The organism is Pseudomonas sp. YL2, assembly GCF_023063025.1.
GTDB lineage: Bacteria > Pseudomonadota > Gammaproteobacteria > Pseudomonadales > Pseudomonadaceae > Aquipseudomonas > Aquipseudomonas putida_A.
The window spans coordinates 346,365-368,631 of sequence record NZ_JAJSLU010000004.1 but is presented as its reverse complement, the minus strand read 5'-3'; the positions used below and the strand labels follow the sequence as shown (position 1 = coordinate 368,631).

Annotated in this window: 21 protein-coding genes and 1 other RNA gene; 9 read left to right on the top strand and 13 right to left on the bottom strand. The window is 59.1% G+C overall.

The features are described from left to right. Nucleotides 1-21 precede the first annotated feature (21 nt). The 3 genes from rimJ to LVD08_RS09045 all read right to left on the bottom strand — a co-directional run bounded on the left by rimJ (nucleotide 22) and on the right by LVD08_RS09045 (nucleotide 1,813). Nucleotides 22-609, bottom strand: coding sequence for a ribosomal protein S5-alanine N-acetyltransferase (gene rimJ, locus LVD08_RS09055; protein WP_247267950.1), 588 nt, complete (start codon nucleotides 607-609; stop codon nucleotides 22-24). 281 nt (nucleotides 610-890) lie between these two features. Next, nucleotides 891-1,166, bottom strand: coding sequence for a hypothetical protein (locus LVD08_RS09050; protein ID WP_247267949.1), 276 nt, complete (start codon nucleotides 1,164-1,166; stop codon nucleotides 891-893). Further along, nucleotides 1,151-1,813, bottom strand: coding sequence for a hypothetical protein (locus LVD08_RS09045; RefSeq protein WP_247267948.1), 663 nt, complete (start codon nucleotides 1,811-1,813; stop codon nucleotides 1,151-1,153). Before LVD08_RS09045 ends, LVD08_RS09050 begins: the two co-directional genes overlap by 16 nt. A gap of 205 nt (nucleotides 1,814-2,018) precedes the next feature. On the opposite strand from LVD08_RS09045, the gene LVD08_RS09040 reads away from it, so the two are divergent. Both LVD08_RS09040 and LVD08_RS09035 read left to right on the top strand, forming a co-directional pair. Beyond that, nucleotides 2,019-3,059 (top strand): DMT family transporter, encoded by a 1,041-nt coding sequence (locus LVD08_RS09040; protein ID WP_247267947.1) that lies wholly within the window; start codon nucleotides 2,019-2,021, stop codon nucleotides 3,057-3,059. A 33-nt stretch (nucleotides 3,060-3,092) separates the two neighbouring features. After that, nucleotides 3,093-3,770: a hypothetical protein gene (locus LVD08_RS09035; protein ID WP_247267946.1), complete on the top strand. Its 678-nt coding sequence runs from the start codon at nucleotides 3,093-3,095 to the stop codon at nucleotides 3,768-3,770. Nucleotides 3,771-3,947: 177 nt separating this feature from the next. Here the strand turns inward: LVD08_RS09035 and ssrA are convergent. From ssrA to LVD08_RS09000, 7 genes are all read right to left on the bottom strand, one after another. Then, nucleotides 3,948-4,337, bottom strand: a transfer-messenger RNA (tmRNA) gene (ssrA, locus tag LVD08_RS09030). A 96-nt stretch (nucleotides 4,338-4,433) separates the two neighbouring features. Continuing rightward, a complete protein-coding gene (locus LVD08_RS09025; RefSeq protein ID WP_123587312.1) occupies nucleotides 4,434-4,712 on the bottom strand; it encodes a hypothetical protein in 279 nt (92 codons plus the stop codon). A 129-nt stretch (nucleotides 4,713-4,841) separates the two neighbouring features. After that, nucleotides 4,842-7,652, bottom strand: a complete 2,811-nt coding sequence (locus tag LVD08_RS09020; protein ID WP_247267945.1) for an FAD-binding and (Fe-S)-binding domain-containing protein — start codon at nucleotides 7,650-7,652, stop codon at nucleotides 4,842-4,844. Next, nucleotides 7,649-8,320, bottom strand: coding sequence for a LutC/YkgG family protein (locus LVD08_RS09015; protein WP_247267944.1), 672 nt, complete (start codon nucleotides 8,318-8,320; stop codon nucleotides 7,649-7,651). Before LVD08_RS09015 ends, LVD08_RS09020 begins: the two co-directional genes overlap by 4 nt. Further along, the gene (locus tag LVD08_RS09010) at nucleotides 8,320-9,774 is read right to left on the bottom strand and encodes a LutB/LldF family L-lactate oxidation iron-sulfur protein (protein WP_247267943.1); all 1,455 of its coding nucleotides are present in this window, start codon (nucleotides 9,772-9,774) and stop codon (nucleotides 8,320-8,322) included. The genes LVD08_RS09015 and LVD08_RS09010 overlap by 1 nt, the downstream gene beginning before the upstream one ends. Next, a complete protein-coding gene (locus tag LVD08_RS09005; RefSeq protein ID WP_027610770.1) occupies nucleotides 9,771-10,595 on the bottom strand; it encodes a (Fe-S)-binding protein in 825 nt (274 codons plus the stop codon). The genes LVD08_RS09010 and LVD08_RS09005 overlap by 4 nt, the downstream gene beginning before the upstream one ends. Nucleotides 10,596-10,746: 151 nt before the next feature. After that, nucleotides 10,747-12,441 (bottom strand): lactate permease LctP family transporter, encoded by a 1,695-nt coding sequence (locus tag LVD08_RS09000; RefSeq protein WP_247267942.1) that lies wholly within the window; start codon nucleotides 12,439-12,441, stop codon nucleotides 10,747-10,749. A gap of 261 nt (nucleotides 12,442-12,702) precedes the next feature. Here LVD08_RS09000 and LVD08_RS08995 point away from each other — a divergent pair, with 261 nt between their 5' ends. Further along, on the top strand, nucleotides 12,703-13,470 hold the full coding sequence (locus tag LVD08_RS08995) for a GntR family transcriptional regulator (RefSeq protein WP_027610772.1): 768 nt from the start codon (nucleotides 12,703-12,705) through the stop codon (nucleotides 13,468-13,470). A gap of 144 nt (nucleotides 13,471-13,614) precedes the next feature. On the opposite strand, the gene smpB is transcribed toward LVD08_RS08995, so the two are convergent. Continuing rightward, nucleotides 13,615-14,097 (bottom strand): SsrA-binding protein SmpB, encoded by a 483-nt coding sequence (gene smpB / locus LVD08_RS08990; RefSeq protein ID WP_003221505.1) that lies wholly within the window; start codon nucleotides 14,095-14,097, stop codon nucleotides 13,615-13,617. 119 nt (nucleotides 14,098-14,216) lie between these two features. Here smpB and LVD08_RS08985 point away from each other — a divergent pair, with 119 nt between their 5' ends. From LVD08_RS08985 to LVD08_RS08975, 3 genes are read left to right on the top strand one after another with little or no spacing between them, the layout of a single operon-like run. After that, nucleotides 14,217-15,620 (top strand): sodium-dependent transporter, encoded by a 1,404-nt coding sequence (locus tag LVD08_RS08985; RefSeq protein ID WP_247267941.1) that lies wholly within the window; start codon nucleotides 14,217-14,219, stop codon nucleotides 15,618-15,620. Between the two features lie 7 nt (nucleotides 15,621-15,627). Beyond that, nucleotides 15,628-16,062 carry a type II toxin-antitoxin system RatA family toxin gene (locus LVD08_RS08980; protein WP_003221509.1) on the top strand — a complete coding sequence of 145 codons (435 nt, stop codon included), beginning with the start codon at nucleotides 15,628-15,630 and terminating at the stop codon, nucleotides 16,060-16,062. Further along, nucleotides 16,055-16,369, top strand: coding sequence for an RnfH family protein (locus LVD08_RS08975; protein ID WP_027610773.1), 315 nt, complete (start codon nucleotides 16,055-16,057; stop codon nucleotides 16,367-16,369). Before LVD08_RS08980 ends, LVD08_RS08975 begins: the two co-directional genes overlap by 8 nt. Nucleotides 16,370-16,430: 61 nt before the next feature. Here LVD08_RS08975 and LVD08_RS08970 read toward each other — a convergent pair whose 3' ends face one another. Further along, nucleotides 16,431-16,958 (bottom strand): outer membrane protein assembly factor BamE, encoded by a 528-nt coding sequence (locus LVD08_RS08970; protein WP_027610774.1) that lies wholly within the window; start codon nucleotides 16,956-16,958, stop codon nucleotides 16,431-16,433. Between the two features lie 97 nt (nucleotides 16,959-17,055). Between LVD08_RS08970 and fur the strand changes: the two genes are divergently transcribed. After that, the gene (fur, locus tag LVD08_RS08965) at nucleotides 17,056-17,460 is read left to right on the top strand and encodes a ferric iron uptake transcriptional regulator (RefSeq protein WP_003221515.1); all 405 of its coding nucleotides are present in this window, start codon (nucleotides 17,056-17,058) and stop codon (nucleotides 17,458-17,460) included. Between the two features lie 75 nt (nucleotides 17,461-17,535). Here the strand turns inward: fur and recN are convergent, their stop codons facing one another. Further along, nucleotides 17,536-19,209, bottom strand: coding sequence for a DNA repair protein RecN (gene recN / locus LVD08_RS08960; protein ID WP_247267940.1), 1,674 nt, complete (start codon nucleotides 19,207-19,209; stop codon nucleotides 17,536-17,538). 240 nt (nucleotides 19,210-19,449) lie between these two features. Here recN and grpE point away from each other — a divergent pair, with 240 nt between their 5' ends. Together grpE and dnaK are read left to right on the top strand one after the other, a co-directional pair. Continuing rightward, on the top strand, nucleotides 19,450-20,016 hold the full coding sequence (gene grpE / locus LVD08_RS08955) for a nucleotide exchange factor GrpE (RefSeq protein ID WP_007961425.1): 567 nt from the start codon (nucleotides 19,450-19,452) through the stop codon (nucleotides 20,014-20,016). A 102-nt stretch (nucleotides 20,017-20,118) separates the two neighbouring features. After that, entirely contained in the window at nucleotides 20,119-22,035 is a 1,917-nt protein-coding gene (gene dnaK, locus LVD08_RS08950; RefSeq protein WP_003221521.1) for a molecular chaperone DnaK, read from the top strand. The last annotated feature ends 232 nt before the right edge of the window (nucleotides 22,036-22,267 follow it).

Genomic DNA, 22,267 nt, shown 5'->3' with positions numbered 1-22,267 from the left:
ATGCTTAACAAATTGTGAAACTCACGCCAGTTGACGCGACCAACGCTTCTCCGGCGTTTCAAACAACGGATTGACCAGCGCCGTCAGCACATGGTCCTGCCAGCGCCCGGCGATGTTCAGATAAGCCTTGGCATAGCCTTCGCGCTCGAACCCCAGGCGCTCCAGCAAGCGCGCACTGCGCTCGTTACCGGGCATGTAGTTGGCCATGATCCGATGCAGGTTCTGCGTATCGAACATGTAGCCGATGCCGGCCTCCAGACCCTCCTGCATCAAACCCTGACCCTGATGCGCGTGGTCAATGTGATAACCCAGATAACACGCCTGAAACGCCCCGCGAATGATTCCGCTGAAATTACACGCGCCGATCATCTGTTGGCCATCCAGCGTCAGCAGGGCGAAATGCATCGCCAGCCCGGCCTCGAAAGCACTGGCCTGAACTTCAAGGCGTCGACGAATCTGTTCGGTAGAAAAGTATTCGGTGGTGCGAATCGGCGACCAGGGGGCGAGATGGCGCTGGTTGCGTGCATAAAAGTCACTTTCCAGCTCGGCCTGTTCCGGGGCGAGGATGGCGAGCGTCAGGCGTTGGCAGGGCAGGCTCAGCAGTGACATCGGGCGCTCCGGTGGGCAGGGTTGAGGGACAGGATTGATCACGGGATGGAAAAAAACAAACCGGGTGTATCGCTTCGGCAGCAAACGCCAGACAAAAAAAAGCCCGCGGGAGAGCGCGGGCGAACCGTAGTTTCTTGAATGAGCGAGCGGACTGTACCGTGTTGATCGAGCCTGAGCAGTGAAGAAAAATTCATCTCGGCAGCGACCGCTCTGCAACGCCTCAGGGCAGGTGATTCGCGGCGAAATCGGCTTCCGGGTCGGCCGTAACGAACCCGGTCATTTCAGAATTCCGTGACCTTGTCCTCGCGCAAAATCCACCCGGCTTCACCCGCCACCAACGTGTACTGAACCTGACGCATCTTCCCCGTACGACCCGCACCAGCGTCGGCGCTGTCATACACCGGGAAGCGTTGCACCAACGTGTTTTCCACCACGGAAAACGAGTCCTCGCCCTGATAACCCTCCGCGGTTTTCGGGTTGTCGCTGACCGGAGGCAAGTAGATTTCGCTCAGGGATTTCTTTTTGTTGGCCGAATAGGCGATCAGTTCGCCCGGCATGCCGCGTCCGGGCGAGCGGGTGAACACATAGAGTTCAGGGGAACCGTCGTTGTTGAGATCGGCGACTTCGGCGCGTACCACCTCACCGCTAAGGGCCTGATGATGACCGTATTGTCGATCTCCAGCCCCTTGGGAGCGATGTGCAGCGTCGGTTTGCCATCGACCTGCTCGGTGCTGACGTGAAAAGCGATGCCGTGCAATTCCAGCGTCTGGTCGAATGGCTGCTGCCGGCTGATGGCATCGCCATCGACCAGCCTCAGCGACAACTGATAGTTGGCCACTTCATTACGCCGGGCGGCGTTGCGCATGAGGTAGACCTGAACCGTGTACTCGCCATCGCCGGGCAGAGAACCGAAGAAGTGATTGCCCATGATCGAGCCGTTGAACAGCGCGTAATCGGCACCCTTGGCGAGGATGTTGATGTAAGCGGAGGTGTTGGACGGTTTGAAGTCGACGGTCAGTATCTGGCCGGCCTTGGCGTTGAATGTGTACTGCGCGGTCTGGTCCCCCTTGATCGACTGTTTGCGTTGGATGCTGTCGGCACTGGTTGTGAACGCGATCGGCTCGACGCGCACGGTGGGGGCGTCGGCCGCATGGACGGACAAGGAAATCAGCGCGGCCAGCGCTACGGCAATCCAGCTCTTCATCTTCAACTCCATTACATCTCGATGTTCGCAGCATAGAGCCTGCGTCGAGCGACCGCCCAGAGATTGCGCGGATTAAATGTTGCTGGATTTGAGCACAAGCCAGAGATGATGTTCGCTGACACGAATCAGCTGTTCACATAATTCTCACCTGAGTTTTGCGATGATGGGCGTCGGTATTCCATCGGCCCCAGCGAGTGATCCCAGCATGAATGTGAGCGTTCTCCACGCATTGATTGCGGCGGCGCTGTTTGGCGCCAGTACGCCTCTCGCCAAACTGTTGGGGGTACAGGTTTCGCCGATTCTGCTGGCCGGGTTGCTCTATCTCGGTAGCGGTCTGGGCTTGACCGCCCTGCGCTTTGTCCGCGATCGTGGCTGGAAGCCTTCCGGGCTCGGCACCGGTGAATGGCCATGGCTGCTCGGTGCCATCGGCTTTGGCGGAGTACTGGCGCCGGTCGCGCTGATGTTCGGTCTGACCCGAACGTCCGGCGCGAGCGCGTCACTGATGCTCAACCTCGAATCAGTGCTCACGGCGCTGCTGGCGTGGGTGGTGTTCAAGGAAAATGCCGACCGACGAATGGTGATCGGCATGCTCGCCATCGTCGCCGGCGGTGTCGTGCTGTCCTGGCCGCAAGAGACCGTCTCGGCGCAAGACTGGACCGGCCCGTTGGCCGTCGCTTTCGCCTGCTTCTGCTGGGCCATCGACAACAACCTGACCCGTAAAGTCTCGGCCTCGGACGCACTGTTCATCGCCGGCAGCAAAGGCCTCGTGGCCGGTTTGGTCAACTGCACACTCGCCCTGTTCATCGGCACCCAACTACCCGCGGCCACCTCGCTGGTGCCGATCATGCTGGTCGGCTTTCTCGGCTACGGCGTCAGCCTGGTAATGTTCGTCCTCGCCCTGCGCGGCCTCGGCAGCGCACGCACCGGCGCGTACTTTTCCACCGCACCGTTTCTCGGCGCAGGCATCTCGATTCTGCTGCTCGGCGAGTCGATATCGCTGATGTTTCTGCTCGCTGCGGCGTTAATGGCCGTGGGGGTATGGATTCATCTGATGGAAAACCATGTTCATGAGCATCAGCACGAACTGCTTGAGCATGATCATCGGCATACACACGATGAGCATCACCAGCATACGCATGGGTTTGAATGGGATGGGGTGGAGCCGCATAGCCATCTGCATGTGCACACGCCGATGCGGCACAGTCATGCGCATTTTCCGGATGTGCATCATCGGCATGGGCATTGATTGAAACTCTGAAGTCTGTCGATTGATGTCATTGTGATATCGTCTCTGTCGATTTCTTCAGTCTCTCATTCGAGTCATTCCATGAAACCCATTTTCCTGTTGTTGCCCATTGCGGCCCTTTTTTCTGCTTTCAGCGTTGCCGCTGCACCTTCGCCGGTGGCGTCGTTTGCCGCTTGTGACGATCACTCCCTGGCAGTCGTGCAATCACCTTTGTTCAAGGATCTGGTGCCGAGCACGGTCGAAAATGGCCAGATCAAATTGTCCGGCGGCACCAAGAGCGATATGGGGCAGCGCTGGATGTTCGCCAAGCCGGTCGAAATTGACGGCATGTCGTTGACCGGCTTCTACGCCGAAGACACAGACCTGATGGGCACTCGCATCATCAGTTGGGGGTTCTACGCCAAACAGACGCCGAATGAACTCCACACCCAGTTGGAAAAAGCGGGCGGGCCGCGTATGGACATGTCGCAGGGACTCTATGCACGCGCGGAAATCTGGTCCCACGGCAAATCCAACTGGCAGCCGGAAGACCCATCCGCAACGGCGGGCAAGCTGGTTGTCGACAGTGCCGAGCGCGTGTTCCTGATCGAGCCTGCTCCGCAAGAGCTGACGACTGGCAGCAAGGGGATGTTTACCTGCTCGATTCAAGGCAAGGTCAATGAGGCAATGCTCAAATCCAGCCGTCCGGATCTGCTCAGCGCGGTTCATTGATTCTGATGAATGCGGGTACGAAAAAGGACGACATCGTGTCGTCCTTTTTTATGAGTAGGCAGAGCATTGCCAGGGTTATCGAGCTCGATCGCTTGCAGGCTGTGGGCTTGTGTGGCCGGTTTGGCTGATGTCCAGATGCGACAAAGCCCGCACTAGGCGGGCTTTGTCGTCGAGAGTTGGTGGAGCCGGGGGGATTTGAACCCCCGTCCGCCAGTGCTCCGCTGTCGGTACTACATGCGTAGCCGTGTCTATTAAGTTAACCCTCAGCGACCCGACGGGCAGGGTGCTTTGGGCGAGTTGTGTAAGTTTTAGCCGCTTCGTCCACAACGTACTGCACGGCGATTCTGTTCTATATGACAATCATTTCGGGTTTACAGACATCCCCTGATGATTGCTGGGCCCGAAGGCACCAGGAGTGCATGTCAGCTGCAATTAAGCAGCGAGAGCAGCACCGTATTGGTCGTCATTGGCAACTATAAGAAGTTGCAACAGTGGATTTACGACTTCTGTTACCAAGTCGGCATGCACCTAAAGTTTCGTCACCGGCGTCGAATCCTAATCGGCCCCGAACTCATTGCCTCGTACATCAGGTGAGGCAACAAGCCTGCGTAGTGTACGCCAAACGGCCCACGAGGCCAACCCGAAGGTTGGCCGGGGCGTGAATCAGTTGTTGGTGCCGGTGGATTTACGCAGTTCCACGATGGTTTGCGAGGTTTCCGCAATGCAGTCGTCGATTTTGCCTTGGGCCTTGAGCGCCTTGGCTTTGGCAACACTGGTTTCAGCGCGCTGAGTCAGTTCTGGATTCGAAGACAGCTGCCCTTTGGCATTGTCGATGGTCTGGATATTGGCATCGCACAGGTCGGCAGGCTTGTCGGCGGCGAACGAGGTGGAGGCCATCATCGAGGCAGTAACGAACAGACCTAACAGTACAGAACGTTTCATGTGTATCTCCTTGAACTGAGGGATCCAGACTGCGCTGGCCGTCAGGACGGGCAACCGAGTGGAAGAAAAGCCCCGATTTTCGGGGTCTGTTCTGTGGACTACGGTCGCACGCAAGGGTTCTATTTTTCTTCAGCAGGCCTTGGCCCGGGTCACCCGATCCACCAGATAGACCAGTCCGTGATAGTCGATGCCGCCGTGCTGCGTCAGGCCGATCTCACAGGTGCGGCTGGTGGAAATCCCTTCGCTGCAGTGCTGCACCGCGTCCTTGAGGGTGCGCAGCGAATGGCTGTTCAACTCCGGGGTGGTGAACCCCTTGTCACCGGCAAACCCGCAACAATGGATGCCTTCAGGAATCACCACGTTTTTGCTGCATTTGCGCGCGAGATCGATCAGCGCCTGGCTCTCGCCCAGATGCTGGGTGCTGCAGGTCACATGAACCGCAATCGGTGCCTCTTGCGGGGTGAACTCCAGTCGATCGAGAAGATGCGTACGGATGAAGCGCACCGGGTCGTACAGATCCAGGCGAACATTTCCCACGTCCTGCACCAGGCGCAAGGTGCACGGGCTGGTGTCGCAGTAGATCGGATCGAGTCCACCGCGACTGGCGTGCAGCAGCGCGCTGATCAACTCCTGACGCTTGTGCTCGGCCTGTTCGGCGTAGCCTTTGGAAGCAAACGGCTGACCGCAGCAGAGGTTGTCCTGATTGTCCGGGAATATCACTTGGTAACCGGCTTTTTCCAGCAGGCCACGGGTCTTGTCATACAGCGACATCTGCTCCTTGTCGCCCGCTGCCGGGCCCATCACCCGTGAAACACAGGCGGCCAGATACACAACGCGTGGGCGTTCGTCGGACACGCTCGGGCTGAAGCGAATGGCTTTTTCCGGTTGCGGCATCGCGCTGGTCCACAGCGGCACCTGGCCTTTGGACAAACGTGTCAGGGTTGCCGACAGCTTCGCCAGGCGCGGTGCGCCGAGCAGCATCCGTGCGCCGTTGGCCACGTGCAGGGTGAAACGTGCACCTTGCAGGGTCTTGGCGAAATTTCCTTCGATCCAGTCAGCGGTTTTCTGATGCGTGGCGTTACGGGCGCGGAGCTTTTTCACCAGATCGCCGGTATTGATGCCTACGGGGCAACGCTGCGCGCACAAGCCTGTCGCGGCACAGGTTTCAATGCCTTGGTACTCGTAGGCTTGTTCCAGCTCGGTGGTGTCAACGCCGGCGCGTTTCTTCGCTTGAATGTCACGCCAGATCACGATGCGCTGGCGCGGGCTGAGGGTCAGACCTTTCGACGGGCAGACCGGTTCGCAGAAGCCGCACTCGATGCATTTATCGACAATCTCGTCAGCCGCCGGCAGCGGCTTCAGGTGTTTGAGGTGGATCTGCGGATCTTCGCTGAGCACCACGTCCGGGTTGAGGATGCCGTTGGGGTCGAGCAGTCGTTTGAGCTGCCACATCAACTGATAGGCATCGCTGCCCCATTCCAGCTCAACGAACGGTGCCATGTTGCGCCCGGTGCCGTGTTCGGCCTTCAGCGAACCGCCGAATTCCACCGCCACCAGTTGCGCGACGTCGTCCATGAACGCCTGATAGCGTGCGACTTCTTCCGGACTGTTGAAGCCTTGGGTGAAGACGAAGTGCAGATTGCCTTCCAGTGCGTGTCCGAAAAGGATCGCTTCGTCGTAGGCATGTTTGTCGAACAGCTCGATCAGGCGATTGACGCCGATAGCCAGTTGTTCGACGGGGAAGGTCACGTCTTCGATGATCACCGTGGTGCCGGTTTTGCGCACCGCGCCGACGGCGGGGAAGGTGTCCTTGCGGATCGCCCAGAGCTTGGCGTTCTCGGCCGGATCTTCGGTGAAATCGACCTGTTTCTCCACCGGGAAACGGGTCAGCGAAGCCATGATCTGCGCCAGTTGTTCCTGCAGCAAAGTGGAAGAGGCGGCGCGGGATTCGATCAGCAGCGCGCAGGCATTACTCGACAGGTGTTGTACGAAATCCGGCATGCCCGGTTTGTCCTGCACCGAACGCAGACTGCGCCGATCGAGCAATTCCACCGCCGACACCGGTTGGCTTTTCAGCACGGTGACCGCGTTACAGCAGGTTTCCACATCCGGGAACACGATCAGCGCCGACGCCTTGTTCGGGTGATCGACCACCGTGTCGTAGGTCACCGCGCTGATGAAGCCGAGCGTGCCTTCGGAGCCGACCAGCAGGTGGCTCAAGATATCCACAGGCTCGTCGAAATCCACCAGGGCGTTGAGTGACAGGCCGGTGGTATTTTTCAGACGGTATTTGTGGCGGATTCGCGCAGCCAGTTCGGCATTGGCGCGGGTCTCGCGGCCCAATGTTGCCAGGCGTTCCAGCAGATCACCGTGGCTGGCGCGAAACGCGGCGACGCTGGCGGCGTCTTCGGTGTCGAGACGGGTGCCGTCGGCGAGTACCAGACGGATCCCGGCCAGGGTGTGGTAGGTGTTTTGCGCCGTGCCGCAGCACATGCCGCTGGCGTTGTTGGCGACGATGCCTCCGATCTTGCAGGCGTTGATTGACGCCGGGTCCGGGCCGATCTTGCGCCCGAACGGTGCCAGCCATGCGTTGGCCTGCGCGCCGATCACGCCCGGCTGCAGACGGATCTGCAGGCCTTGATCACGAATCTCGCGAGCGTTCCAGTTATCCCCCAGCACAATCAGCACCGAATCGCTGATTGCCTGCCCGGACAAACTGGTGCCAGCGGCGCGGAAGGTCACCGGGACTTGATCGCGCTGGGCCAGTTTCAGCAGCGCTACCACTTCGTCTTCGGACTCGACGCGGATCACCAGTTTGGGAATCAGCCGATAAAAACTGGCGTCGGTGCCGAAGGCCAAGGTCGACAGCGGATCGTCAAAACGGCGCTCCGCTGGAATCAGTTGCTGCGCATCAAGCAGGAAATTCACCGGAAGCGTCATTGGTCCTCCAGGATCAATACCACCAGGTCTTTCGGGCCATGTGCGCCGTAGGCCAGCACTTGTTCGATGTCGGCAGTTTTCGACGGGCCGGACACCAGCAGCGCGTTGGTCGGCATGCCTTGCGCCCACTCGAATTCCTGTTGCACTTGATAGAAGTTGTCGCGGATTTCACTGGCCTTGAGCAGGGCGAAATGCACGGGCGGCACCAGGCTCATCAATCGAGGCTCTTCACGAGTGGGCCAGAGAATCAGGCTACCGGTAGCGGCGATCGCGCCGAGAGTGCCGGTGAGGCTGGCCGGGGTGTCGTTGAACAGCTCGGCTTTCCACTCTTCCATCGGCCGGTTGTAGGATTTCAGTGCCGGCAGATCAGGATTGTTCGCCCAATGTTGTGTGATGCGCTGCCCGTGGGGTGTAGTCGGTGCGATCAGCAGGCTTGGCAGTTGGCGATCACCCAGCAATTGCGCGAGCAGCGTCGGCCAGTCTGCGCCGGAAGTCAGATGGATTTCGGTGTGCACCGCTTCCATCAGTTTGCGCAGTTGCGGGATACGTTGCTCGGCGCTGTAGGTGTAAGGCTGAGTTACCAGGTCGACATCGAAGTCGTCGGCAATCGGTGTGGCGCCGGTCAGACTTTTCCGTAGTTTGGCGAGGATATTTTGCTTGGCGCTCATCAGCGGTCTCCCTGTTTGGCCAGATGCTCGCGGGCCATGTCGTGCAGTGAGCGGGCGGCGGGTTTTGGTGCGCTGTGGTTTTGCGTCCATGGCCCGACATTGCTCGGGGTCAGGGCGCGCAGGCGCGTGGCGAAGAAGCCGAACAAGCGATACAGCGTCGGCGAGCTGTTGAGTTTCGCCCAGGCGTTCCAGATGAAGCGTTCCTTGCGCGAATACTTGCTGCCCTGGCCGCGCATCACTGGATGCGGACTGTCCGGGGCTTTGACGTTTTCTTCGCGCAGGCGCCGCAGGATCGCCGGGATAGGAATTTTCACCGGGCACACTTCACCGCAAGCACCGCACAATGATGAAGCGCTCGGGTGATCCGGGACTTTCGCCAGACCGACCATGTGCGGGGTGATGATTTTGCCGATCGGTCCCGGGTACACCTCGCCATAGGTGTGACCACCGACGCGGGTGTAAACCGGGCAATGGTTCATGCAGGCACCGCAGCGGATGCAGTTGAGGGTCTGGCGCAGTTCGCTGTCGGCAAAGGCCTGGCTGCGACCGTTGTCGAGCAGCACCAGATGCACTTCCTGCGGGCCGTCGAGTTCATGTTCCTTGCGCGGGCCGGAGATCATGTTGACGTAAGTGGTGATCGGAATGCCCAGCGCCGAGCGGGTCAGCAGCGAGAGCAGCGGCACCACGTCGCGCAGGTTTTCCACAACCTTTTCGATACCGGTGACGGCGATGTGCACCGGCGGTACGGTGGTGGTCATGCGGCCGTTGCCTTCGTTTTCCACCAGCAGCAAGGTGCCGGTTTCGGCCACGGCGAAGTTGACGCCGGAAACGCCGATGTCCGCTTCGAAGAATTTCTGCCGCAGGACCCTGCGACCGATCTGAATGAGTTGGTCAACGTCCTTGGTGTACTCCACGCCAAGTTTGTCGTGGAACAAGGACGCGACCTGACCGGCATTCTTGTGGATCGCCGGCATAATGATGTGTGAAGGCTTCTCGTGGTCGAGCTGGACGATGTATTCCCCCATGTCGGACTCCAGGCATTCAATACCTTGAGCCTCGAGGAAATGGTTCATCTCCATCTCTTCGCTGACCATCGATTTGCCCTTGATCACTTGCCGCGCCTCGTGAGCGCGGATGATCGACAAGACGATGCCATTGGCCTCGTCCACCGTTTCCGCCCAGTGCACTGTCACACCGTTGCGGGTCAGGTTCTGTTCCAGTTGCTCGAGCAGGTCGGGCAACTTGGAGAGCGCACGCGCCCTGATCGAGTTGCCCAGGGCGCGCAAGTGTTCTCTTTCGTGGGCATCGCTGAAAGCCGCTGCCCGCTTGGTCATCAGTGAATCCATCGCAGTGCGGAAGTTGTTCCGTAGCTGCTGATCACCCAAGGCGTTGTGTGCTCGGGTGCGGAAATCTTCTTCTACGGCAACCGTAGGAATAATCGTCGAGGTGCTCATTGCGCACCTCCGGTTCGTTGCCACAGAAAGCTGGCGAGATGTTGCCCGCGCAGCGCTTCCTTTTGTTTCTCCAACGCGCCGTTGATGTTCATCAAACAGCCACAGTCGGCGCTCAACACTTTGTGCGCGCCGGAATCCTTCAACGCCCGGGTCTTGTCCGCCACCATCGCGCCGGAAATGTCTGGCATACGGACGCTGAATGTCCCACCGAAGCCACAGCATTCGCTTTCGTGGTCGTGGTTGACCCGTTCCACGTTGCTCAACTGCGCCAACAACTCGCGGCCGTGCAGGTGGGTGTTCATTTCGCGCCGTGCCGAACACGAGGTGTGCAGCGCGACTTTGACCGGTTCGCCGCTGTCCTTGAGTTGCACTTTGCAGACGAACAGCAGGAACTCGGCCAGCTCATAGGTGCGGGCCGCGAGGGCCTGCACCTGTTTCAACGTTTGCGGCTCGTCCTTGAACAAGTCGGCGTAATGCTCGCGCAACATGCCCGCGCAGGAACCCGACGGCACCACCACCGGATAATCCCCGGCAAACAGCGCCAGTTGCGCGCGCGCCACCGTCCGCGCCTGCTCGGTGTAACCCGAGGTGTAGGCCGGTTGCCCGCAGCAGCTCTGCCCTTGCGGGTACTCGACCTTGATCCCTTCACGCTCGAGCAAGTGGATCGCGTCCATCCCGGCTTCGGGGTAGAACAGGTCGACCACGCAGGTGCCGAACAGGTAGACCCGCGACGGTTTCTCGCTGGGGTACTGCCGCGGTTCGGGCAGTGGCGGTGCGACGCGGGTGGCGTTGGGCACAGCGTTGTAAAAAAGCTCGCTCATCAGGCGTGTCTCCGGGTGGGCCCGGTTATCCGTCTGTTGAGACTGCTGAATATAAAGAGCCTTGCTTTCAGCAGCCTTACAGACCGGGGTGTGAATTGCTGACGCCGGAATCACCAGCCGGCGTCGGTTATTTCCGTTTTGTTTATAGGTTTTAGTGCACCAGCATGCCGGTGAACCAGTAGGCCTGGGCCAGAGTGATCAGGCCGACAATCGTGGCAAAGAATAGGCTGTGCTTGAGAGTGAAGCGGAACAGATCCGATTCCTTGCCCACCAGCCCGGTCGCGGCGCAGGCCACGGCGATCGATTGTGGCGAGATCATTTTGCCGGTCACACCGCCGCTGGTATTGGCGGCTACCAGCAGGGTGTCATTGACGCCGATCTGGTGCGCGGTGGTCGCCTGCAGCGAACTGAACAGCGCGTTGGACGAGGTATCCGAGCCGGTGAGGAACACGCCCAGCCAGCCGAGGAACGGCGAGAAGAACGGGAAGGCTGCGCCGGTCGCGGCCAAGACCAGCGCCATGGTCGAAGACATGCCCGAGTAGTTGGTGACGAAAGCGAAGGCCAGCACCATGCCGATCGACAGAATAGGCCAGCGCAGTTCGTAGAAGGTTTCTTTCAAAGTGGTCAGACCAGTTTTGAAGTTGATCTTCAATACCAGCATCGAGATCAGCGCCGAGAAGAAAATCGCCGTGCCTGTCGCCGAAATAGGGTCGAGTTTGAACACTGCCGGAATCGCAGTCGGGGTGGCGACGATCGGCGCGGTCTTGATCACCAGTTGATCAAGGTGCGGAATCGCGAAGTTGAACACCCAGGCGTACATCGAACCGTCGGCGGCGAACATCGCCTTGAAGGGCTTGAGGGTCCAGATGGTTACCAGCACGGTGAGGATCAGGAATGGCGACCAGGCAATGAAAATTTCCCAGAGGCTGTAAGGCGACGCCACGGTGCTGCGCTTCTGGCCGAAACCTCCTGCGCTGGCGGTTACCACCGAGGCCGAAACGGCGCCGGCGATGTGTTGGCCGGCGGCGCGTTTTGGCTGCCAGACTTTGAGGAACAGGGTCAGGGAAATCAGGCTGGCCAGGGCCGAGGTGATGTCCGGCAGCTCCGGGCCGATGAAGTTCGAGGTGAAGTACTGGGTCACGGCGAAGCTCAGGCCTGCAACCAGCGCTGCCGGCCAGGTTTCACGCACGCCACGCAGGCCGTCCATCATGAACACCAGCCAGAACGGCACGAACAGCGACAGCAGTGGCAGTTGGCGACCGGTCATGGCGCCGATCTTGAACGCGTCGATGCCCGTCACCTGACCCGCAACAATGATCGGAATGCCCAGTGCGCCAAACGCTACTGGTGCGGTGTTGGCAATCAGGCACAGGCCGGCGGCGTACAGCGGATTGAAGCCGAGGCCGACCAGCAGCGCGGCGGTAATCGCCACTGGCGCGCCGAAGCCGGCAGCACCTTCAAGAAATGCACCGAAGCAGAAACCGATCAGCAGCACCTGCAGACGCTGGTCGTCGGTAATCGACAGCACCGAACTGCGAATGACCTCGAACTGACCACTCTTGACCGTCAGTTTGTAGAGGAACACCGCCGCGACAATGATCCAGGCAATCGGCCACAGACCATAGGCAAAGCCGTATCCGGCGGCGGCGAAGGCCATGTCGACCGGCATGTGGAAGGCGAAAATCGCCACGGCAATCGACAGGGCCAGCGTGATGCTGCCGGCCACGTGACCCTTGAGGCGGAACACCGCCAGCGCGAGAAAGAAGAAAACGATGGGGATGACGGCCGCAAGAGCGGAGACGCCGAGACTGCCGAGCGGGGTATAGAGCTGTTGCCAGGTTTGCATATGGGGTGGCCCCTAATTGTTGTTGGTCAGGCACTGTCAGCGTTCTTGGTTAATTGGTAATACCAATTTACAATCGCTGTTGGCTAGGGTAAAAGCCTTGATGTCGGTGTGTCAATTTGTCGCCCTGAAACTTTTGTCGAATAAACGGTGCAGAGGGCATCTGATCCGGTCGGGCGAATGTGCGCTGACAGGTGTCGGCGGGGCGCCGATGGGCCAGAATAGAGAGCCCGGCGAGCGGTCGGGATCGTGGAGAATTGAGTTATGGGGTTTGATCAGATTCGTCAGCGCCGTTTGTCTGACGATATTGTCGAGCGCCTCGAGGGGATGATCCTCGAGGGCACGCTGAAGTCCGGTGAGCGGCTTCCGGCCGAGCGCGCCTTGGCCGAGCAGTTCGGCGTGTCGCGTCCGTCGTTGCGCGAAGCGATTCAGAAACTGGCGGCCAAGGGCTTGCTGGTCAGTCGCCAGGGCGGCGGCAATTATGTTGTGGAAACGCTCGGCTCGACCTTCAGTGATCCTCTGCTATTGCTGCTGGAGAGCAATCCCGAGGCGCAGCGCGACTTGTTGGAGTTTCGGCACACTCTGGAGGCATCGTGTGCCTATTACGCAGCATTGCGCGCTACGGACGTGGATCGTGAGCGTCTGACTGCTGCGTTCAATGAGTTGCAGGATTGCTATACGCGGCATGACGAAGTGAGCCGGGCGGAGGAGGGCGCGGCGGATGCCAAGTTTCATCTGGCGATCGCCGAAGCCAGCCACAACGCGGTGCTGCTGCACACCATTCGCGGGCTGTTCGATCTGCTCAAGCGCAACGTGGTGACCAACATCGGCGGCATGTACAAGCAGCGTACGGAAACCCGCGACATGCTGATCTCTCAGCACCGGGAGCTGTATTTGGCGATTATCGAGGGGCGCGCGGAGCAGGCGCGGGAGGTTTCCAGTCGGCACATTCTGTATGTGCAGGAGGTGCTGGAGGAGGTGCGGCAGGAAGTTCAGCGCATGGCTCGGGCGGAGCGGCGCAAGGGAATGTGACGGCAGTTTAATTGTGGCGAGGGAGCTTGCTCCCGCTCGCATGCGCAGCAGGCGCCCTCTGCTCTCGTGACTACCTGTAAAGCGAGGGTTGCTACGCGCCCCAGCGGGAGCAAGCTCCCTCGCCACAGTATCAGGCAGAAGAAATTATTCTTCCTTGCCCTTGTTGCGCACGGCGCGCTGCAACTCACGACCGGCGTCGCGTTCGCGCTCGGTGTCACGCTTGTCGTATTCCTTCTTGCCCTTGCCCAGAGCAATTTCGCACTTGACCATGTGCTTGCTCCAGTAGAAGGACAGGCACACGCAGGCGTAGCCTTTCTGTTGCACGGCAGCGGCGAGTTTTTCCAGCTCGCGCTTGTTCAGCAGCAATTTGCGGGTGCGGGTCGGATCGGCGATGACGTGGGTGCTGGCGGTCATCAACGGCGTGATGTGACTGCCGAGGAGCCAGGCTTCGCCATCCTTGAGCAGCACGTAACTGTCGACCAGTTGCAGCTTGCTTGCCCGCAGACTTTTTACTTCCCAGCCGGCCAGGACCAGACCAGCCTCGAAACGATGTTCGATGAAGTAATCGTGTCGCGCCTTTTTGTTCTGCGCGATGGTCCCTGTTGGGTGTTTCTTCTGTTTAGCCATAGGGGCGGCATTATATGGAGATAAACGGTCCTCGGCTACGGTGATGCTGCGTGCTTGAGCACGTTGAGTGAATCCCGGACAATGCGGCCTCTTTTTCTAACGCTTGGGCGTGATATTCAATGTCGACAGACAAGGTTTCTGTCCACGGCAGTTGGGCTAGCCGCTGGGTTTTCATATTCGCCGCGACCGGTTCGGCCGTGGGACTGGGCAGCATCTGGAAATTCCCCTACATGGTCGGGGTCTACGGCGGCGGCGCCTTCGTGCTGATGTTTCTGGCCTGCATCGCCCTGATCGGGATCCCGGTCATGCTGGCTGAAACCCTGATCGGCCGCCGCGCACGGCAGAGTCCGGCGAACGCCCTGAAGGTGCTGGCGCTGGAAGCCGGGCATTCGGGCAAGTGGTCGTGGGGCGCATTTGCCGGGATGATCACGGCGTTGCTGATCCTGTCTTTCTATAGTGTGGTTGGCGGCTGGTCGCTGGATTACATCATCGACATGGGGCGCGGCGACTTCCAGGGCGCTACGGCGGAGCAGGTCGGCGCTTATTTCGGCAATGTCATCTCCGATCCCTGGCGCCTGACACTTTGGCACACAGTTTTCATGCTGTTGTCGGCCGTAGTGATCGCCAAAGGCGTGGTTGCCGGGCTTGAGCGCAGTTTGCGCATCATGATGCCGCTGCTGTTCGTGATGGTGCTGGTGTTGCTGGGTTACAGCATGACCACCGGGCATTTCATGGAGGGCGTGCATTTCATGTTCGATTTCCACCCGGAAAAAGTCCTCGACGGCTTGCTGCCCGCCATGGGGCATGCGTTCTTTTCCCTGAGCGTGGGCGTCGGCTCGATCATGATCTACGGCGCTTACATGACCAAGGAAGCCTCGTTGTCCGGCACGGTGGTCGGTGTGGCACTGCTCGACACCTTCGTGTCGCTGGTGGCCGGTCTGGCATTGTTTCCGATTGTGTTTGCTGGCGGTTTGAACCCTAGCGAAGGCCCGGGCCTGATGTTCGTCAGTCTGCCATTTGCCTTCGGTAACGTGGTTTTCGGCCAGTTGATGGGCGTGGTGTTCTTTGTCCTGGTGGCAATTGCCGCCTGGAGCTCGGCGATTTCCCTGCTCGAACCGATGGTTGCCTATCTGGTTGAACGCACGAAAATCAGCCGTGGCTGGGTGACTTTCTGGCTGGCATTCATTTGCTGGTTCGTCGGTCTCGGTACGGTTTTCTCCTTCAATATCTGGAAGGAAGCCAAATTTTTCGTGAACGATGGCGGGCTGTTTCATCTCTACCAATGGGGGGCGGCAGGCGGTCTGGACTTCTTCGGCGTGATTGATTTCTTCACCTCGCGGATCATGTTGCCGTTCGGTGGCTTGTGCTTCGTGCTGTTTGCCGGTTGGGTGATGGGGCGTGAGGCGGTGCGTGACGAGTTGTCGATTCGTAACCCGGCGCTGTTTGCCCTGGCCCTGTTCTTGATGCGCTACGTGGCGCCCATCGGCATTCTGGTAGTGTTTGCCGCTCAGCTCTGGAAGTAACGCTTACATGACGACACATATTCAACGTTCGGCGTTGCTGCCATACCCGGCGCAATTCCTTTACGACCTGGTCAACGACGTCGCGCGTTACCCGGAATTCCTGCCGTGGTGCTCGTCCGCCGAGGTGCTGGAGAGTTCGCCCGAGCACATGCGTGCCAGCGTTGGCGTGGCCAAGGGGGGGCTCAGTCAGCACTTCGTCACGCGCAATACGCTGGTGCCGGGGCAATCGATCGAGATGAACCTGGAAGAAGGCCCGTTCAACCAACTGCATGGCGTCTGGGTCTTCAAGGCGTTGAACGAGAAGGCCTGCAAGATCAGTCTTGACCTGTCTTTCGACTACGCCGGCCCACTGGTGCGTGCGACCCTCGGGCCGCTGTTCAATCAGGCAGCGAATACGCTGGTGGATGCATTCTGCCAGCGTGCCAAGCAGATGCATGGTTGAGCCGGTGATCGAGATTGAAGTGGTGTATGCCGCCGTGGATCGTCAGATCTTGCGCACTTTGAGCGTTCCTGAAGGGACGACAGTGCGTGAGACGGTGCTCAAGTCAGGTATTGGCGATGAATTTCCGGAGCTGGACTTGAGCGAGTGCCCGTTGGGTATCTTCGGCAAAGTGATCGCGGATCCGCAGGTTCGCCTGATTCAGGCGGGGGATCGCATCGAGATCTACCGACCATTGCTGGCTGACCCGAAAGAGGTGCGGCGTCTGCGCGCGGCCAAGGCTGCCGAGGCGAAAGCGCGAAATCAGTAGATGGGCCAAATCGCAGGCAATAAAAAACCCGGAAATTCCGGGTTTTTTATTGCCTCGCACATTACTGCGGCGAGGTGTCCAGCGGCTCAGGCGTCGGAACCGGAACGGTTTCAACACCGTCCACATCCTTCTGGATCGAATCCAGCAAGGAGCCTGGTTTGGCTGGTTGTTCCGGCTTCGGCTTCTCGGCGTTTTCAGCAGGGGCGGTCACGCTGGTGCCACTGTCCTTGCCGAGAATGGCTTCGTCACGGCTCACGCCCGGCATGAAGTCACCGGACAGGCTGACAAGCTGGTCGTTGGAGTTGAAGTTAACACTCACGCGTTCCTGTTGGCGTTCACCGCCACCAGGTTGCAGGCTGTACAGATAATCCCAGCGATCGGCATGGAACGTGTCGGTCAGCAGAGGGTTACCCATGATAAACCGTACTTGCCGACGGGTCATTCCCGGGCGTAACTGGTCTATCATGTCCTGCGTGACGACATTGCCCTGCTGGATGTCGATTTTGTAAACCCCGGGGAATGAACAACCGGCGAGTGCGAGCAGTCCCACAAAGGTGAAACTGGTTAGCAAGAGCTTGGTGTTTTGCATCGGTGGGCGACTTCCACTATCTTGGCTGGGACAACGTAAACGCCGATCATACCCGCATTAAGAGAAGCTGCGAAGCAGCATCGCGAGAAAGCTGACCATGGTTGAAAATAGCGAACTACGCAAAGCCGGCCTCAAAGTGACCCTGCCACGGGTCAAGATCCTGCAAATGCTCGACTCTACCGAGCAGCGTCACATGAGTGCCGAAGACGTCTACAAGGCGTTGATGGAAGCGGGCGAGGACGTCGGTCTGGCCACGGTTTACCGTGTTCTGACCCAGTTCGAAGCCGCTGGCCTCGTGGTCCGTCACAACTTCGACGGTGGCCACGCGGTATTCGAACTGGCCGACGGTGGCCACCACGACCACATGGTCAACGTGGAAACCGGTGAAGTCGTCGAATTCGTCAGTCCGGAAATCGAAAAGCTCCAGAAGGCAATTGCCGAGGAGCACGGTGTTGATCTGGTAGATCACAATCTGGTGCTGTACGTACGCAAGAAAAAGTAAGCATGTCGCGCGAATTTCAGGTTCGCGAAACGAACGAAGGCGACCCAAGGGTCGCCTTCGTGCTTTCTGCTGTGCTTAAACTTTTGCGGTAACCACCATTTTTTTTGCGTGAGCCAAAGACTCTTTGGTCAGGTCGATGCCGCCCAGCATCCGCGCCACTTCTTCTATACGGTCGTTCTTGCTCAGCTTGGACACGGCGGTGTGAGTCGCCTGTTCACCACGCACCTTGTGCACGAACAAATGCTGATGACCCTGCGCCGCCACTTGCGGCAAGTGCGTCACGGTCAGTACCTGCCCGCGATCGCCAAGCCGCCGCAGCAACTGGCCGACGATTTCGGCGGTCGGCCCGCCGATACCCACGTCCACTTCGTCGAATACCAGGGTTGGTACCCGTGAGGTCTGCGCGGTGATCACCTGAATCGCCAGACTGATCCGCGACAGCTCGCCGCCGGAGGCCACTTTGGCCAGCGCCTTCAGTGGCTGGCCGGGGTTGGCGCTGACCAGCAGCTCGACTTGCTCCAGGCCGTTGGGCAGCAATTCGTCGCTGCTGTTGGCACGCAATTCGATGGCGAAGCGCCCGCCCGGCATGCCCAGGCGCTGGATTTCCTGTTCCACGGCGCTGGCAAGGCTACCGGCGGCCTGGTGACGCAAGTCGCTCAGCTCTCGGGCCTTCTCTTGATAATGGCGCGCGTAAGAAGCCAGTTCTTCACCCAGACGCTCAATGGATTCGTCATTGGCGTTGAGGGTTTCGATTTCATCCAGCAACTTCTGCTGCATCTCGGCGACTTCGGTTGGCTGGATCCGGTGTTTGCGGGCCAGGGTGTAAATCGCGTCGAGGCGTTCTTCCAGATATTGCAGGCGCGCCGGGTCGGCATCGAAGTTGTCGAGGAAGCGATTGAGTTCGCCCACGGCTTCTTCGACCTGGATCTGCGCGCTGGTCAGCAGGCTGCTGGCTTCGCCCAGTGCGCCAACCGAGTTGTTCACGCTCGACAGGCGATTGAGGCTGGCGGTCAGTGCGTTCAGTACGTTGCCGGAATCGCTTTCGCTGCACTGCTCGACCACCTGTCGGCAAATGCCGAGCAGGGTTTCGGCGTTGGTCAGGTTCTTGTGTTCCTGCTCCAGCTGTTCCAGCTCGTTGTCGCCGAGGCCGAGGTTTTCCAGTTCTTCGAGCTGGTAGCTGAGCAATTGGTGGCGCGCGCGTTGTTCGTCGCCGGAATTGGACAGGCGCTCCAGCTCCTGGCGGGTCTGGCGCCAGCGCTGCGCGGCCAGTTGGACCTGACGGGCCAGATCGGTAGCGCCGGCGTATTCGTCGAGCAGGCGGCGATGGGTATCGGTTTTCAGCAGCGACTGGTGTTCGTGCTGGCTGTGGATATCGATCAGCAGTTCGCCGAGAGCCTTGAGATCGCTGAGGGGGCAGGGCGTGCCATTGATATAGCCGCGCGAACGGCCTTCGGCGGTGATCACCCGACGCAGGATGCACGGGCCGTCGTTTTCGAGGTCGCGCTCGGCCAGCCAGGCATGGGCTTCGGGAATGTCGACCAGGTCGAAGGTGGCCAGAATGTCGGCCTTGTCGGCACCTGGGCGAACTACGCCGCTGTCGGCGCGATCGCCCAGGGTCAGGCCCAATGCGTCGAGCATGATCGACTTGCCGGCGCCGGTTTCCCCTGTGATCACGCTCATCCCGCGATCGAGTTCGAGATCGAGATGTTCAACGATGGCGTAGTTGTGTACGGACAGGTGCACCAGCATAAAGGCCGCTCCCAGGCTTTAGGTCTGGTTATTTATACAGTGTTTTGTTTCGGCCTGACAATGCCCTCGCTTAGCTCGATTTGCTTGATCCGATCAAATGCTTAGTCCGAGCGGGAATGACAATGCAGCACTTTTTTGTAGGGTTAATCATTGCAGGCCCTTGAAGCCTGATTTTGCGGCCCCATATATCGGGGCAGAAGCGCGAGTACAGCTCGCGGACGTAATTGAAAGGAGAATTCTATGGCTGACGAACAGACAGTAGATACGCAAAATCCAGAAGCCAATCAGGCGCCCGAAACTTCGGGTGACGACCTGGCGACCCGTGTACAAGTGCTCGAAGAGCAGTTGGCCGCCGCGCAGGATCAGTCGCTGCGCGTAGCTGCCGATCTGCAGAACGTCCGCCGTCGTGCCGAGCAGGATGTCGAGAAGGCGCACAAGTTTGCGCTGGAAAAGTTCGCCGGTGACTTGCTGCCGATCGTTGACAGCCTGGAGCGCGGCCTCGAACTGTCGAGCCCGGACGACGAAAGCATCCGTCCGATGCGCGAAGGCATCGAGCTGACCCTGAAAATGTTCCACGACACCCTCAAGCGTTACCAGCTTGAAGCGATCGATCCGCATGGCGAACCGTTCAATGCCGTTCACCATCAGGCGATGGCCATGCAGGAAAGCGCCGACGTCGAACCGAACAGCGTTCTGAAGGTGTTTCAGAAGGGTTACCAGCTTAACGGTCGCCTGTTGCGTCCGGCGATGGTTGTGGTCAGCAAGGCGCCGGCGCCAATTTCGCCTTCGATTGACGAGAAGGCTTGAAATTAGCCGCAAGGCCCCCATTTAGAAGTCAAGCGTTTAAGTATTACCGCAGTTAGCCACCACTGCTGCGGCAACAAAATCCAAAGTTTCGGGAGAGTGAACATGGGCAAAATTATCGGTATCGACCTGGGGACTACCAACTCCTGCGTCTCCGTGCTGGAAAACGGCGTAGCCAAAGTTATCGAAAACGCCGAAGGCGCGCGTACCACGCCGTCGATCATCGCTTACGCCAACGATGGTGAAATCCTCGTTGGTCAGTCGGCCAAGCGTCAGGCAGTGACCAACCCGCACAACACCCTGTACGCGGTGAAGCGTCTGATCGGTCGCAAGTTCGACGAAGAAGTCGTACAGAAAGACATCAAGATGGTCCCGTACAAAATCGCCAAGGCTGACAACGGCGACGCCTGGGTTGAAGTGAACGGCCAGAAAATGGCGCCGCCACAAATCTCGGCTGAAATTCTGAAGAAGATGAAGAAGACCGCCGAAGACTACCTCGGCGAGCCTGTGACCGAAGCGGTGATCACCGTTCCGGCCTACTTCAACGACAGCCAGCGTCAGGCGACCAAAGACGCCGGCCGCATCGCCGGTCTGGACGTTAAACGTATCATCAACGAACCAACCGCAGCTGCTCTGGCTTACGGTATGGACAAGGCCAAGGGCGATCACACCGTGATCGTTTATGACCTGGGTGGTGGTACTTTCGACGTTTCCGTGATCGAGATCGCTGAAGTTGACGGCGAGCACCAGTTCGAAGTGTTGGCCACCAACGGTGACACCTTCCTCGGCGGTGAAGACTTCGACATTCGTCTGATCGACTACCTCGTTGACGAATTCAAGAAAGAAAGCGGTATGAACCTCAAAGGTGACCCGCTGGCCATGCAGCGCCTGAAAGAAGCCGCTGAGAAAGCCAAGATCGAGCTGTCGTCCGCTCAGTCGACCGACGTCAACCTGCCGTACATCACTGCAGACGCTACCGGTCCTAAGCACCTGAACGTGAAGATTTCGCGTGCCAAGCTCGAAGCACTGGTTGAAGACCTGGTTCAGCGCACCATCGAGCCTTGCCGTATCGCTATGAAAGACGCCGGTATCGACGTTGGCGCGATCAACGACGTGATTCTGGTCGGCGGTCAGACCCGTATGCCGCTGGTACAGAAGCTGGTGACCGATTTCTTCGGTAAAGAAGCACGTAAAGACGTGAACCCGGACGAAGCGGTTGCCATGGGTGCTGCGATCCAGGGCGCCGTTCTGGCCGGTGACGTGAAAGACGTTCTGCTGCTCGACGTCAGCCCGCTGACCCTGGGTATCGAAACCATGGGTGGCGTGATGACCGCGCTGATCGAGAAAAACACCACGATTCCTACCAAGAAATCGCAAGTGTTCTCGACTGCCGATGACAACCAGGGCGCTGTGACCATTCACGTTCTGCAAGGTGAGCGTAAGCAAGCCGCACAGAACAAGTCCCTGGGCAAGTTCGACCTGGCCGACATTCCACCAGCTCCACGTGGCGTGCCACAGATCGAAGTGACCTTCGACATCGACGCTAACGGCATTCTGCACGTTGGTGCGAAAGACAAGGCGACCGGTAAAGAGCAGAAGATCACCATCAAGGCCAACTCCGGTCTGTCGGATGAAGAAATTCAGAAGATGGTTCGCGATGCCGAGCTGAACGCCGAGGAAGACCGCAAGTTCGCTGAACTGGCTGAATCCCGTAACAAGGGTGATGCACTGGTTCACTCGACTCGCAAAATGGTTACCGAAGCGGGCGACAAGGTCAGCGCTGAAGAGAAGACCGCGATCGAAGCCGCTGTGGTTGCACTGGAAGCCGCTGTGAAAGGCGACGACAAGGCTGCCATCGAAGCGAAGATCGAAGAGCTGTCGAAAGTCTCGGCTCCGGTTGCTCAGAAGATGTACGCCGAACAGGCTCAGCCTGCTGAAGGCGCGGCACCGCACGACGAGAAAGCTGAAAAGGCTGACGATGTTGTCGATGCCGAGTTCGAAGAAGTCAAAGACCACAAGTAAGTTGTTGGTCGGCCGGTTGACTGCCTTGCGGCGGTGACTGGTAGGATGTCGCCGCGCGGGAGCTTGCTCCCGCGTTGGCGTATCTGGAATACACGAATTTTTACAGCATGCGACAAGGTTCGCCTGCTGCTGGTATGGCCGGGAATGCTCCTGCTTTTCGTGCCGCAAGTACCAAAAGAAACAAAGACCAGGATCGTTGAATTGACGTGAGTTGGGTCCGGGCCTGTATTGG